We start from the raw sequence: 14028 nt of genomic DNA, 5'->3' as shown, positions 1-14028 counted from the left end.
CTGCGTCGCGGCAAGCAAACACTGCTGCCATGTGCAAACGGGCCGCTCGCCCGGTTCGGCTTTACAGCAGCGGCGAGCACAGTCGGACGCAAACCGCCACACGCGAGAGATCGGCCTTGACCCGCATTCGCCCTTCCACCGTGACAGTCGGGCTGCCTGGCAACAGCCACAGCACCGCGCATGCAGGTACGCCCTCGCCGCACAAGCAGGCCCATCACCGACTGCATCAACTGGATGGGCCCGCGGCCGAGTCCGAAGCACGCGCTGCAGAAATGGATGTGGCCGCACGGGTACATCGTTACACCGCAGCTGCTGCCGACAGCGGACAGGGCACGCCTGCGCCGCGCGAGACAGGCAGGCTGCGCGGCGTGCGCAAGTCGTTGCAGAAGCTCGCCCGGCTCGCCGGCACGGCGGTGGGCATCGCCCGGCAGGCCACTCCCGACCATACGCGCCTGCTGCGCTACCAGGGCACGTCTGCGCAGCCTGCACCACCCGCTCGATCGGAACCGGGCGACTGGCACGCACTGGCTCCGGTGCAGACAGCGACATTCGCCGCCTCGCAACGGCTGAGCGATGCACGGATCGCCGTGCGCAAGGCCGCAGCGCTGCAGCGCCTGGTGCGGCTGCATCTCGATCGCCTGGAGCAGGACACCGGCTTGCATGCCAGACGCGCACCGCGCCTGGCCGACCGTGCCAACGACACCCGCAAACGCCAACAGGTGCTGGCCACCTGGAACGCGCTGCTACGCAAACACATCGCCGATTGCAGCGAGCGCCTGGCGCACACCGAGCAACAGCTGCAGCAGCAACTGGACCAACTGACGGCCATGCCCGCGCCTGCGGCAAGCGATCGTCGACCGCGCCTGCACGACATGCTCAAGCACGAAGCCGAGCTGGATCGCATCCGCAAGCTGCACGAGCACGCGCGCCATCTGTCCGCCCTGCGCGAGAAACAGCAGGCCTCGCTGCAGCGCCTGCAAGTGCGCGCCGCCAGCCTCGACACCACCCTGGCGCAGGCGCTGCAGTCTGCGCACATCGTGGCTGGCGACCTGTTCGAGACCGCTGCGCACGCCGACGAGCTGCGTGCACTGCTGCCGGCGCTGGCGGGTCTGACGCACTCGCTCGCGCAGGAGGTCGACACCGCAGCGGCCGACGATCTGCGCGCCAGCCAGGCGCTAAGTGCCGCGTCGGACGCGCTGATTGCCGCGCAGATCGCGCAGACCGCATCCAGCGCAACCGATGCCGCCGCGGCCACCGCATTGCGCAAGCGCTTGTCGACATGGGCGAGCGGGCTCTCCACCACGCGTTTCGGAGACCAGGCGGTGCCTGCAGCGGGCATCGTGGCCATCGCGCTTGGCGCGCTGCGCTCGGCAGTGGCCGGTGTGCTCGGCGACAACCGTGCTGACGCGGCGGCGCTGCTGCTTGCCACCTTCGACCATGTCCACAACAGCAGCTGGAGCGCGCTGATCCCTGCCGATCCGCAACAGCACGATGCCCAACAGGGCGCGACGATGGACGAGCACACCGGAACTCCTCGCGCAGCGATCGAGGCGGCGACGACGCGCTGGCTGGAGACCCTGGCGCGCGTGCCGCGCGGCCGCCAGGTGCTCGGCCAGTTGATCCAGGCACGCCATGAGCGTGCCGCCGACCCGGCCCGCCAGGACATCGCGCGCATCGCATTACGGGCCGATGCGCTGCTGCGCGCCACGCCCGTGGACGATGCCGCCGCGCGGTGCTGGCTGAGCGATGCACGGCGCGCGGCCGGGAGTGCCCTGCACGCGGCCGACCCGGCGCAGGCGCTGCTGGCCTGCAGCAGCGACGAACGCGCGGCCTACCATGCGCTGCGCAACGGCTACGAGTCGCGTGCTCCCGACTCGGCGTATGCGCGCGCAAACGCCCACCTGCAGGCATTCGGCGAGGCGGTGCGCACGGCCACCTCGCCCCATTCTGCAGGCGCACACGCGAGCGCTCCCAATCCACTGCATGCCTTGTCGGAGGGGCTGGAGGTCGCATCGGCCACCGCACTGCCGACACCGCGTCGACGCGCCAACCTGACCCTGGAACACGCCTGCGCTGCCTTGATCGGCTACCTGGGCGCATTGCATGCCGCCCGGCCGCAGGGCTGTGTGCCATCGCAGGCCGAGTTGCACTGGCAGGCGGCTGCCGAGTTGCTGCAATGGGTCGATGAGGACGTGGACCGCAGCGGCATGGTCTTCGATGCCGCCACCCTGGCGCGCATCGCCGAACGTGCGGCGGTGCTGCACGACCACCATCAGGCACAGGCATCCAGCACCCCGGGCGGTGCAGCGGTGCAGGCAGCGCCACCGGAAGGATTGCAGCGTGCCTGGGAGCAGGTGCGAAGCAGCCGATGCACCGCCCCAGCCGCGTTCGATCTATTGCGCACCTGCCTGTCTACCGTGCGGGCGGAGCATGCAGAGCAAGCGGCCGAGCTGCAAGCAAGCGATGCCTCGCCACAGGCCGCAGTGTGGCTCGCACATGCGGATGACTGCCTGGCGCATTTCGACACCGCCATCGACAAGACCTTGCAGTTGGCCAAGCAGACCGGTGCCGGCGCCCTGGCCCACCCCGAGGCGTTGCTGGACCTGCTGCGCGACATGCTCTCGCACCTGGAATGGCGCGACCGCTGGCGGATGACCTGCCAACGGACCTGGGGCGCCAATCTCGCACCGCTTTCGGCGGCAGCTGCCGTTGCAGGATCTGCGTTCGGCCTGGGCGCGCGACTGATCGCCAGCATGCAGTGCAATCACGATGCCTCGCTGGAGTTCTACATGGGACGTACCGGTCTGTACCTGCAGATCAGTCGCCAATCCGCGACACAGCGCCAGCTCGGTGCGGGCCTGACTGCCGGCTATGGCATCGCTGTGGACAGTGCCTACGCAGCAGCCGGCGTGTCGGCCGCCGTGGACTGGCGCTATCGGCGCGAGGTCGGTGTGGAAGACGGCCTGCAGATCCGTATCCCCCGGCTGGGCAAGGGCCGCGAACCGGCGCTGTTGCAGGCGTTTTTGCGCATGCTGGAGCATCTGGTGCTCCGCGCATCACCCGATCATCCAGAGCAGCCACACGGCGCGGACTGGATGCATGCGTTGCTGGCCGAGCATCCGGAGGCCAGCGTCGGGCTGATCGACCAGGCCGCACGCGTCAGCCAGGGAACCGAATGCAGCGCCAGCGTCAGCGCCGGCCTGCGCGCAGGCGATACGCACGGCCGCCGTGCGGGCGGCTCGCTCGGGCTCGGCGTCAAATCGCGCCAGGACCTCGGCTGGACGTCGACGACCGTGGCCGGCTACATGACCACGCAGTATTGCGACGCCACCGCCGCACGCCGGGTGGAAGCGGCCGCACGCCTGACGGCCGGCGTACAACTGGCACTTGCCCAGCAGCGCCGCGAAGGTGCATCGGCGACGCCTGCAGCCAGCACCACGGTCTCGGCAATCGAAGCCGGCTATGTCGCCGAAGTGAGCGCGGACGTGGCCACCGCGTTCTGCACGCTATTCCAGTTCGGCGGCGAAATCGATCCGGTCCGCAGCGACCGCGCAACCGACTTCACGCAATTCGCCGCGTTCGAACGCCTGGTCCGCACCCAGTGGGAGCGCTGGGCCGACTACGGCCTGGTCAAGCTGGGCAACGATGTCGACCAGACCTTGCAACCGGTGCTGGCAGAGCTGCAACTGGAGCATTTCATGCAGCAGGCCAGGCGTTTTGCCGATGGCAACGCGCTGGCCGCACTGTTTGCCGACGAGGCGTTACGCAGCGCCGCTGCGCCGTTGCTGGACGTGCACCGGGCACTTGCGCTGGTGGCGCAGGACGCGGGTGACCACGCGCGTGCACTCGCCGAGCGTACGGCCTTCGATGCCTTGCTGCAGCAGCCCGCCGTGTGGGAGCCGACCTTGCTGTTGGTCCGCGAGAAGGCGAAACTGACCGAAGAGCGTGGCGTGGATTTCATCGTCAAGCGCCAGCGCAACCGCATCGCCGAGGCCATGCGCACGGTCGGTCAATGGCCGGCGTACGAAGCGGTGCCGCGCGCCGCAGCGCCCACTCCCGCTGCTCGCAGGTAAGCCACGCGCCAGGCCGGCACCGGGAGCACCAGCAAGCGACAGACGGAACGGCGACTGCGTCTGTCCTTGCAGCGTGGAATCCGCGAGCGGATCACCCGCGCGATCGATCGCTCACGGCCGGCCGCTTTCCCACTGGCGCAGTTTCTCGCTCTCGTGCAACGCGTCCCTGAGCGTCGTCAACTCGGTATCCAGTGTCGCGGTCAGGTCGTCGCGTGGCACTCCGCTGAATATCGCCTTCTGCCCGGCGTGCAGCGCATCGCGCACCGTGTCGATGGTCGCAATCGAGGGGGACTGCGTGCCGATTTCCGCGCGCAATGTCTCCAGGGCTTCGCGCAACCTCCTCGCCTGCGGCCCCGGTGCAGGCGCAAGCCGCTCTCCCTCTTCCAGGGCACGCGCAATCTGCGCCGGTGTCGGCGCCGAAAACAGCGCGATCGCCTCGTCGATGGGCTCGGCCAGCGCCTGAAGCGTGCGTTCGATGGTGCGCTGATGATTGGCCGCGGTGACGGCACGTTCCTGATCCAGTCGCGTCGCCTGGGTGGTATTGGCGCCGTTCTTGGCCTTCAGCGCATTCCAGACCGTATCGTTGAACAGGGTCTGCACCGCCTGCTGTACGACCGTGGCGGTGGAATTGGCGGCTTCGCCCGCAACGCTGCCGTTTTCGTTGCCGCCGCGCAACGGCGCAGCGATCAGGCGGCCGGCACCGAGCGAGGCTAAATTGACCAGCACGTTGCTGAGCATGTGACGGCCCAGCACGTCGCGTAGCGCAGTGGTGATCGCGTTGGTGGTGCTCAAGGCTTGCCTGGCCAACGCCAGGCCTTCTTTCCCGGTCTCCAGCAGATAGTTGGGGGGAAAACGCACAGCGTCGGACCATTGCGCCGGCCGACGCGTCTTGTCCGGCAATGCCAGCGAAAACAGATTCAGCCGCTGCTGTCCGCCCAGCAGGTCGGGCACGCGCATCTGGCCGGTGCGCGCCACCGCCTTGCCGGTTTCGAGCATCGCCTTCTGCACCACCCCTGCCCCGCCAATGGCGAGCGCGCTCAACCCCAGTTGGCCGGCCGGCGTGCGCGTGCCCGGGTCGTCGGAGGTTCGCCGCGCCGCGTTGAATCCTGCGTTGATCGTCGGCTTGAGCAACAAGGTATCCAGGGATTTGTCGTCCAACGTCGATTGCCACTGGGTGACTCCCTGGCGGAGGTCGTAGGTCTGCGCCTTGAGCTCGGCAAGCGTGGGCGCGTTGCCCTCGCCCGGGCGCGTGAAACGCTTGCCTTCGGCGGTGATTTCCAGCAAGACCGGCGGCGGATCGGGCACCAGGATCTTGGGGTCGATGGCCTGGAACCGCGGCAAGTTCGCAACGCGCGCGCGCCGATCCATTGCCGGGATCAGCAACGTATCGCTGGCATAGGACACCACGCCCGCCACCGCACCGGACAGCGTTGCCGTACTCAGCGTCTCCGATCCGGGCGGGCGCGAACTGTCGTAGGCGGCGCCCGCGGCAAGACCGAACGGGGTCCGCATCGAGCCGATGACGAAGGCCCTGAGACACTCGTAGGCGATCGGCCACGCTGCCTTTGCGCCTGCCGTCTTCATATCGCCGACGATCTGGTATCCGGCATCCGGCCCGAACGCGGTGATGCGTTCATCCACGCGCGCGTCCGCCCATTCCAGATACGCGGCCTGCAGCGCCTCCTGCTCCTCCGACGGCGCTGCAAATGGCACTGCATCCAGGCGCGCACGTATCTGCCCCTTCAAGTCAGCGGCTGTCGACGCACTGCGCTGCACATAGGTCGCTGCAACGGCAGGCGCGGCAGGCGCGTCCGACACATCGCTGACCGAGGACCCGGGGCTTAGCGGCGGAGTGTAAAACGCTGCATCCGTCAGCTCCGAAGTATGCGACGACTGCGAGGACTCCGAGCGATGGGATGCGCCATGCGAGGACTCGGCATGACTTGCGTCGTTCGTCGGGCGACGTGGAACCGCTGCGCGACGAACGCGCAACATCGGGCCCGAAGAGTGTAAGCCCGCGAGCGGCCCGGCTGGAGGCCGCGTCTGCGGTGCTGCAGCGGCCTCCTCGGCCTGCGTTGGCTGTGTGGGGGCAGGCGAGGTTGCGCGGCGGCTGGAAGAGGCCCCAATGTCGCTGGTGAGCTTCATGAAGCCACCTCCGCCGGGCTGCCGGCCTGCGTCACCAGCGCGTCCAACACCACACGGGCAACCACTTGCCCGCGCTCCAGCGCGGTGGCCACCGCATCGGGCGTGCGCTCGAGCAACAGCGGGCAGACACACAGCAGCCCAAGATCCGAGAGCGTGAGCCGCCATCCGTAGTGCGTCAGTAATTGTTCCTGCAGTGCCAGCAGCGTCACCACCTCATCGCCGCCGAGCTCGCGTGCGGCCAACGGCAGGATCACTTCAGGAAAGGCCGTCATTTCGCCCTGCTGCATCTGCGTGTGGACACGGCACAGCATGCCCGCAGGGCCAAGGATGGTTTCACCTTCGCCAAGTCGCTGCGCAAGCTCGTCGGGCAACCCAAGACGGATCGCCAGGCTGGTGAAAAATGCGTCGTTCGCTGTGTGGGGATTTCCTGATACCAACGTCATCTGAGTCTCTCCGGGGAAAAATGCGATGAGTTGCCAATGCACCAGTTTGGTAGGACGCAGTATCTGGATCGAGATGCACAGCCGAGCAAGCCGCTGCGAACCACTCGCGCCGAACACGAAGTTGGAATCCTGGAAATTGCGCAACCGCGCCTGCGTCATACGTCTCGCATGTGTACGCAAACAACAGATGGTTGGCCAGAGAGGCAGCAGCGGCATAGCACGGGCGCCAATGGTCTGCAGCGCTTGCATGCGGCGGGAAGAAACGCAAGGAAGGTCTGAACAACCAACCAGCATCTTGTAGATGCAATTAGGGAAACTCTGAACAACGCACCACAGATACGCGACCCTACCCGCCTCATGTTGAGGAGTGATCCATGCAACTGACGTTCGGTGACGCTGAGGGCCTGGGAAGCGCAAGCAGACCCGGCGCGAGATCTTTGTGGCCGAGATGGAGGAGGTCGTTCCGTGGCAGCAACTGCTCGGGCTGATCGCGCCGCGCTATCCGGTGTCGGGGCGGCCAGGTCGGCAGCCGAACGCACTGGCGACGATGTTGCGGATTCATCTGCTGCAGCGGTGGTATGCGTTGAGCAATCCGGCGATGGAAGAAGCGCTGCACGAGATTCCGACTTTGCGGCGCTTTGCCCAGCTCGGTGGGTTGGACGACATTCCCGACGAGGTCACGATTCTCAACTTTCGGCGCCTGCTGGAGACCCATGACCTTGCCGCAGAGATGCTGGGAGCGGTCAACGCGCATCTGGCGCGCAAGGGCTAGAGCCTGCGGTCGGGCACGATCGTCGATGCGAGGCTGATCGCTGCGCCAGTTAGACCAAGAATGCCGATCACGCGCGCGACCCTGAGATGCATCAGACCAAGAAGGGCAATCAGTGGTATTTCGGGATGAAGGCGCACATCGGCGTGGATGCGTTTTCCTGGCTGGTGCACCATGTCCCTTGCACAGCCGCCGATGTCGCCGATGTCACGGTGACGCACGCATTACTGCATGGCAAAGAAGACAGCGTGTTTGGCGACAGCGGCTACACCGGTGCAGACAAACGCAAAGAACTGCAAGCCTGCAAGGCTGCATTTTTCATTGCTGCCAAGCGTTCGACGATTCAAGCCATCGGCAACAAGCGCGAGCGTGCTCGGGAACAGCGCTGGGAACACTTCAAGGCCAGCGTGCGCGCGAAGGTGGAGCATCCGTTCCGGGTGATCAAGCGCCAGTTCGGTTACACCAAGGTCCGCTATCGCGGCCTGGCCAAGAACACCGCACACGTGCTGACCTTGTTTGCGCTCTCCAATCTGTGGATGAAGCGAAAGCAGTTACTGCCTGCCATGGGGAGCGTGCGCCTGTAACCCGGGAATTCCCAAGGAAAGTGCCAGAAATAGCGGAAGATCCGAAGATCCAAACGCGACTCTCCGGACCGACGCGACATCCCGCACTCTCAGGCCTCGTTATTCAGACCTTCCTTAACGATGTCGATGGCAGGAAGATTGATTAATGTTCCGGGCATGAAAACTCCCAACATAAACTCAAGCTCGTCGCGGACAAACTGGCCGTATTCTCACGATGAACAGCTCGTACCAGCGGAGGATCAGACAGCGACCAGTACCAGGAGAATGCAAAATCCATTCGGAAGACCGCCGACCAAACGGCAGCGGATGGAACCTGGTGAGCCTGGGGATTGATGCGGCCCAGGGAACCATTACCCTTGGATACGCAAACGGAAGCCAGCCAAGGCGTCGGTGACGGGCGTGTTCGGCAACAATCGGTCAGCCACCCACACCAGCGCCTTACCGCGCCTGAGCGGCGCTCGGACGGAAAGTCCGCTGGCGGGGTGTCCGTCCCTCGCATCCTGCGCCACAACGACCGACCCATGGTCTGGAGGAGAGCGCAGATCTTCGCTTGACCGAACGACAGTCAGACCGGAGTGCACGGAAACGACCACGGGAAGAAGAGCCATATGGGCAGCGAAAGCGGCCAACCCATGGCTTGGAATCGATGACGGAAGATCTCCGCTGGGCCGAGAGTCAACTCAGCTCGGCAGCAAAAGAACGGCTAAAGGCGGACCGAAAGCGGTGTGAGCGAGAATTGAGTGGTCCCAGCCGAAAGACTCTGAAGCATAACGCATGCTTGTGCGTGTCCATGGCAAAGGACAACGAACTGGCGCATCACATCCCTGGCGGGATGGCGCTACCCTTCCTGGAAGGATGCCTCGACGCGCAAACCAATGCGACGCGGCTGGATAATTACCTTCAGATGGTTACCAACGCTAGGCGGTTCACGGGGAAAGGCATAACGCACCGCGATCTTGATCGTTGCGTCGAACTCGCGGCGCAGTATCTTTATCAGACTAGGTGGTTCGAGGGTGCATCGTCGAAACAGCTGGCCTATGTGGCCAACAAGCTGAGCAGGGCCCAGAACCTGAAGGCATGCATGGATGCAATCGCGTGGATCGCCGGACAGCTCAGGCGGGCCGATGATCTATCGGAGCTGGCTGGCCAGCCGTTAGCCCTCCTCCTGAATTCCTTCGCCAAGAACATCAACAGCGGCAGGTGCGAAGGCGCGGCGGCTCGCCTGGCACGTCACCTACAACGCGACGACCGGGCCCGACAATCCCTGAACGGGCGGGACCTCGGCCAAGCACTCAATACCTTCAGCAAGTGGCCGGATAATCTGGACTGCCAGTCCACGGCGCACTCGCTCGCTGCGCTTCTCGCCGACAATCCTGGGTTATGCAAGGCCCTCAATTCGCGTGACGTGTCCGACGCGCTCAACGCCCTGAGCAAATGGCCCAACGCAGAGGTCTGCAAGTCCGCTGTCGATGCGCTGGCCGGGCGGCTGGTCGACGATTCCAATCTGCGCGAGGCGCTGGATCCGCAAGGCGTAGCCAACGTGCTCAATGCGCTGAGCAAATGGCCCAGCGTGGAGAACTGTGCGAAGGCCGCCGATAGGCTGGCCTTGCGGCTGACCAACGATGGCAAGCTACGCAAGAGCCTAAAATCCCTAGAATTTTCCAATGCGCTCAACGCCCTGAGCAAATGGCCCAACGCGAAAGCCTGTGCGGCCGCTGTCGGTGCGCTGGCCAAGCGACTGATCGACGATCCCAGATTTCTCAAGGACCTTGAGCAGCGAGGCGTGGCCAATGCGCTCAACGCCCTTAGCAAATGGCCAGACGTGCAGATCTGCGCGGACGCCGCCAATGCGCTGGCCGGACGGCTGGCCAACGATGGCAGATTGCGCAAGGCCCTTGACCCGCAGGCAGTGACAAGCTCGCTCAGCGCTCTGAGCAAATGGCCTGAAGCACCGCTCTGCACTGCCGCGGTCAAGGCACTCGCCTTGCGGCTGGTCGACGATCCCGGTTTGTACAACGCTCGTGACGCGCAAGGCGTGACGGACGCGCTCAACGCCCTGAGCAGATGGCCCGACGCGGAGGGCTGCAAGGCCGCAGCAGGTACGCTGGCGGGGTGGCTGGTCGACGATCATAGGTTGCGCAAGGCCCTGGACGGTCGACACATATCCAATGTGCTCAACGCCCTGAGCAAATGGCCCGACACGCAGATCTGCGCGGAGGCCGCCAGTAAGCTTGCTAAGCGGCTGGTCGACGGTCCCGAACTACTCAAGACCCTTGACCCGCAAGGGGTCGCCAACGCGCTTAATGCCTTTAGGGAAGGTCTGAACAACGAGGCCTGAGAGTGCGGAATGTCGCATCGTTCCGGAGAGTCGCGTTTGGATTTTAGGATTTTCCGCCATTTCTGGCGCTTTCCATGGGAATTCCCCGGGTTACAGGCGCACGCTCCCCATGGCAGGCAGTAACTGCTTTCGCTTCATCCACAGATTGGAGAGCGCAAACAAGGTCAGCACGTGTGCGGTGTTCTTGGCCAGGCCGCGATAGCGGACCTTGGTGTAACCGAACTGGCGCTTGATCACCCGGAACGGATGCTCCACCTTCGCGCGCACGCTGGCCTTGAAGTGTTCCCAACGCTGTTCCCGAGCACGCTCGCGTTTGTTGCCGATGGCTTGCAGCGTCGAGGGCCTGGCGGCAATGAAAAATGCAGCCTTGCAGGTCTGCAGTTCTTCGCGTTTGTCCGCACCGGTGTAGCCGCTGTCGCCGAACACGCTGTCTTCTTTGCCATGCAGTAATGCGTGCGTCACCGTGACGTCGGCGACATTGGCGGCTGTGCAATGGACGTGGTGCACCAGCCCGGAAAATTCATCCACGCCGATGTGCGCCTTCATCCCGAAATACCACTGATTGCCCTTCCTGGTCTGATGCATTTCAGGGTCGCGCGCGTGATCGGCGTTCTTGGTCGAACTGGGTGCAGCGATCAGCGTCGCATCGACGATCGTGCCCGACCGCAGGCTCTGGCCCTTGCGTGCCAGATGCGCGTTGACCGCGTCCAGCATCCGCGCGGCAAGGCCATGGGTCTCCAGCAGGCGCCGAAAGTTCAAAATCGTGGTCTCGTCCGGAACGTTGTCCAAGCCACCGAGCTGGGCAAACCTCCGCAAGATCGGGATCTCGTGCAACGCTTCTTCCATCGCCGGATCGCTCAACGCATACCACTGCTGCAGCAAATGAATCCGCAACATCGTCGCCAGTGCGTATGGCTGTCGACCAGGGCGTCCCGACACCGGATAGTGCGGTGCGATCAGACCGAGCAAGTGCTGCCACGGAACGACCTGCTCCATCTCGGCCAGGAAGATCTCCCGGCGGGTCTGCTTGCGCTTGCCCAGGCCTTCAGCGTCGCCGAACGTCAGTTGCATGGATTACTCCTCAACATGAGGCGGGTAGTGTCGCGTATCTATGGTGCGTTGTTCAGAGCTTCCTTAGCAAATGGCCCAGCGTGGAGACCTGTGCGAAGGCCGCCGATGGGCTAGCCTGGCAGCTGGCCGACGATGGTGTGTTGCGCGGGTCCCTCAAGCCACTAGAAATCGTAGAAGCGCTCAACGCCCTAAGCAAATGGCCCGGTACGCAGACCTGCGCGGCCGCCGCCGGTGCGTTGGCCTTGCGGTTGGCGGACGATGACGGATTGCGCAAGGCCCTGGACGCTCAACAAGGCATGGACGCTCAATACGTGTCGATCACGCTCAACGCCCTGAGTAAATGGCCCGACGCGGAGGATTGTGCGACCGCCGGCAGTGCGCTGGCCTCGCGGTTGGTCGACGATCCCGGATTGCGCAACGCCCTTGATCCGCAAGGCTTGGCCAATGCGCTTAATGCCCTGAGCAAATGGCCTAGCGTGGAAATCTGTGCAGATGCCGCTGATGAGCTGTCCTCGCGGCTGGCCGACGATGGGGTATTACGGGATTCCCTCAAGCCGCCAGAAGTCGCCAGTGCGCTCAACGCCTTGAGCAAATGGCCCGACATACAGATCTGCGCGGAGGCCGCCAGTGCGCTTGCTAAACGGCTGGTCGACGATTCCGGATTGCTCAAGACACTTGACCCACAAGGAATGTCCAATTCGCTCAACGCCCTGAGCAAATGGCCCGACACGGAGGTGTGTGCCGCCGCCGCCAGCACGCTGGCAGGGCGGCTGGTCGACGATACCGGCTTGCGCGATGCCCTCGAACCCCAAGGCGTGGCCAACGCACTCAACGCCCTGAGCAAATGGCCCGGCACGGACTTGTGTGAGAGGGCTATCGACGTCTTGGCTGCGAGGCTGGCTGAGGACCACGACCTGCGACACGTCATGCAAGCACACTCCGTGGCCATATCGCTCAACGCTCTGAGCAAACGACTCGGACGGCCAACGTGTCAAGCAGCAGGGTAATGCTCGCCCAGCGCGCAGGCTCGGCCGAGGTGCCATGGCAGCAGTTCGAGATGCGTTGGATCGCCATGGTAGCCAACGCGATGTCCCGCCTGCTGCACATGGAAGAGGAGCAGTTCCAGACGTTGGGTGCCGCCAAACTACAGGCGATGGCCGCGCACCTTGACTTGCACCGCGAGCGCTTTAAGTCCGCCTCGGCATCAAATATTGGGGTGCTCTTCAAGGCGCTTTCATCGGCCCAGCTTCACCGCCAGATGCGTCCGCTGGCACGACCAGCGCTGGAGCGGGTTTCGGTTCTAGCCGGGAACGACGGATTACGCGATACCACCCTTGAGGGTATCGGCAGCCTGTGCATGGGACTGTTGCCGCTTATTCGTAATGCGGAGCTGGGCTCTCGCCACCGGAGCCAGGCATTGCGGGTCTTCGACATACTGCAGCCCATTATCGACCGCAAAGTCGACCTGTACCTGGGCAGCGGTGGCTCTAAGGAACCTCTGAACAACGCACCATAGATACGCGACACTACCCGCCTCATGTTGAGGAGTAATCCATGCAACTGACGTTCGGCGACGCTGAAGGCCTGGGCAAGCGCAAGCAGACCCGCCGGGAGATCTTCCTGGCCGAGATGGAGCAGGTCGTTCCGTGGCAGCACTTGCTCGGTCTGATCGCACCGCACTATCCGGTGTCGGGACGCCCTGGTCGACAGCCATACGCACTGGCGACGATGTTGCGGATTCATTTGCTGCAGCAGTGGTATGCGTTGAGCGATCCGGCGATGGAAGAAGCGCTGCACGAGATTCCGACCTTGCGGCGCTTTGCCCAGCTCGGTGGCTTGGACAACGTTCCGGACGAGACCACGATTTTGAACTTTCGGCGCCTGCTGGAGACCCATGGCCTTGCCGCGCGGATGCTGGACGCGGTCAACGCGCATCTGGCACGCAAGGGGCAGAGCCTGCGGTCGGGCACGATCGTCGATGCGACGCTGATCGCTGCACCCAGTTCGACCAAGAACGCCGATCACGCGCGCGACCCTGAAATGCATCAGACCAGGAAGGGCAATCAGTGGTATTTCGGGATGAAGGCGCACATCGGCGTGGATGAATTTTCCGGGCTGGTGCACCACGTCCATTGCACAGCCGCCAATGTCGCCGACGTCACGGTGACGCACGCATTACTGCATGGCAAAGAAGACAGCGTGTTCGGCGACAGCGGCTACACCGGTGCGGACAAACGCGAAGAACTGCAGACCTGCAAGGCTGCATTTTTCATTGCCGCCAAGCGTTCGACGCTGAAAGCCATCGGCAACAAACGCGAGCGTGCTCGGGAACAGCGTTGGGAACACTTCAAGGCCAGCGTGCGCGCGAAGGTGGAGCATCCGTTCCGGGTGATCAAGCGCCAGTTCGGTTACACCAAGGTCCGCTATCGCGGCCTGGCCAAGAACACCGCACACGTGCTGACCTTGTTTGCGCTCTCCAATCTGTGGATGAAGCGAAAGCAGTTACTGCCTGCCATGGGGAGCGTGCGCCTGTAACCCGGGGAATTCCCAAGGAAAGTGCCAGAAATAGCGGAAGATCCGAAGATCCAAACGCGACTCTCCGGAC

At 64.3% G+C, this 14028-nt stretch carries 6 protein-coding genes and 2 pseudogenes; 5 read left to right on the top strand and 3 right to left on the bottom strand.

The window, feature by feature from the left end; genetic code table 11:
- The first annotated feature begins 116 nt into the window (after window positions 1-116).
- On the top strand, window positions 117-4073 hold the full coding sequence (xopZ, locus tag NDY25_RS13495) for a XopZ family type III secretion system effector (protein WP_168958113.1): 3957 nt from the start codon (window positions 117-119) through the stop codon (window positions 4071-4073).
- Between the two features lie 111 nt (window positions 4074-4184).
- Here xopZ and xopF1 read toward each other — a convergent pair whose 3' ends face one another.
- Both xopF1 and hap3 read right to left on the bottom strand, forming a co-directional pair.
- The gene (xopF1, locus tag NDY25_RS13490; protein ID WP_168958114.1) at window positions 4185-6218 is read right to left on the bottom strand and encodes a type III secretion system effector XopF1; all 2034 of its coding nucleotides are present in this window, start codon (window positions 6216-6218) and stop codon (window positions 4185-4187) included.
- Window positions 6215-6661 carry an Hpa3 family type III secretion system protein gene (gene hap3 / locus NDY25_RS13485; protein ID WP_168958125.1) on the bottom strand — a complete coding sequence of 149 codons (447 nt, stop codon included), beginning with the start codon at window positions 6659-6661 and terminating at the stop codon, window positions 6215-6217. The genes xopF1 and hap3 overlap by 4 nt, the downstream gene beginning before the upstream one ends.
- A gap of 374 nt (window positions 6662-7035) precedes the next feature.
- On the opposite strand from hap3, the pseudogene NDY25_RS13480 reads away from it, so the two are divergent.
- Together NDY25_RS13480 and NDY25_RS13475 are read left to right on the top strand one after the other, a co-directional pair.
- Window positions 7036-8014, top strand: a pseudogene (locus NDY25_RS13480) (IS5 family transposase).
- 790 nt (window positions 8015-8804) lie between these two features.
- The gene (locus tag NDY25_RS13475) at window positions 8805-10352 is read left to right on the top strand and encodes a hypothetical protein (protein WP_251761883.1); all 1548 of its coding nucleotides are present in this window, start codon (window positions 8805-8807) and stop codon (window positions 10350-10352) included.
- A gap of 90 nt (window positions 10353-10442) precedes the next feature.
- Here the strand turns inward: NDY25_RS13475 and NDY25_RS13470 are convergent, their stop codons facing one another.
- Window positions 10443-11423 carry an IS5 family transposase gene (locus NDY25_RS13470; RefSeq protein WP_256627481.1) on the bottom strand — a complete coding sequence of 327 codons (981 nt, stop codon included), beginning with the start codon at window positions 11421-11423 and terminating at the stop codon, window positions 10443-10445.
- Window positions 11424-11473: 50 nt separating this feature from the next.
- Here NDY25_RS13470 and NDY25_RS13465 point away from each other — a divergent pair.
- Together NDY25_RS13465 and NDY25_RS13460 are read left to right on the top strand one after the other, a co-directional pair.
- Window positions 11474-12915 (top strand): annotated as a pseudogene (locus tag NDY25_RS13465) (hypothetical protein); the annotation flags it as partial.
- 62 nt (window positions 12916-12977) lie between these two features.
- A complete protein-coding gene (locus tag NDY25_RS13460) occupies window positions 12978-13958 on the top strand; it encodes an IS5 family transposase (RefSeq protein ID WP_233366556.1) in 981 nt (326 codons plus the stop codon).
- The last annotated feature ends 70 nt before the right edge of the window (window positions 13959-14028 follow it).

Origin of the sequence: Xanthomonas hortorum pv. pelargonii, from assembly GCF_024499015.1 — a bacterium.
Taxonomy (GTDB): Bacteria; Pseudomonadota; Gammaproteobacteria; order Xanthomonadales; family Xanthomonadaceae; genus Xanthomonas; species Xanthomonas hortorum_B.
The sequence above is the reverse complement of the archived record's forward strand: the minus strand, read 5'-3'. Positions and strand labels throughout refer to the sequence as shown.

What these genes read in the sequence shown, in the direction of transcription:
- NDY25_RS13475 (WP_251761883.1), top strand. Translation starts at nt 8,805, where the DNA reads ATGGCAAAGGACAACGAACTGGCGCATCACATCCCTGGCGGGATGGCG.
- xopF1 (WP_168958114.1), bottom strand. Translation starts at nt 6,218, where the DNA reads ATGAAGCTCACCAGCGACATTGGGGCCTCTTCCAGCCGCCGCGCAACC.
- NDY25_RS13470 (WP_256627481.1), bottom strand. Translation starts at nt 11,423, where the DNA reads ATGCAACTGACGTTCGGCGACGCTGAAGGCCTGGGCAAGCGCAAGCAG.
- NDY25_RS13460 (WP_233366556.1), top strand. Translation starts at nt 12,978, where the DNA reads ATGCAACTGACGTTCGGCGACGCTGAAGGCCTGGGCAAGCGCAAGCAG.
- hap3 (WP_168958125.1), bottom strand. Translation starts at nt 6,661, where the DNA reads ATGACGTTGGTATCAGGAAATCCCCACACAGCGAACGACGCATTTTTC.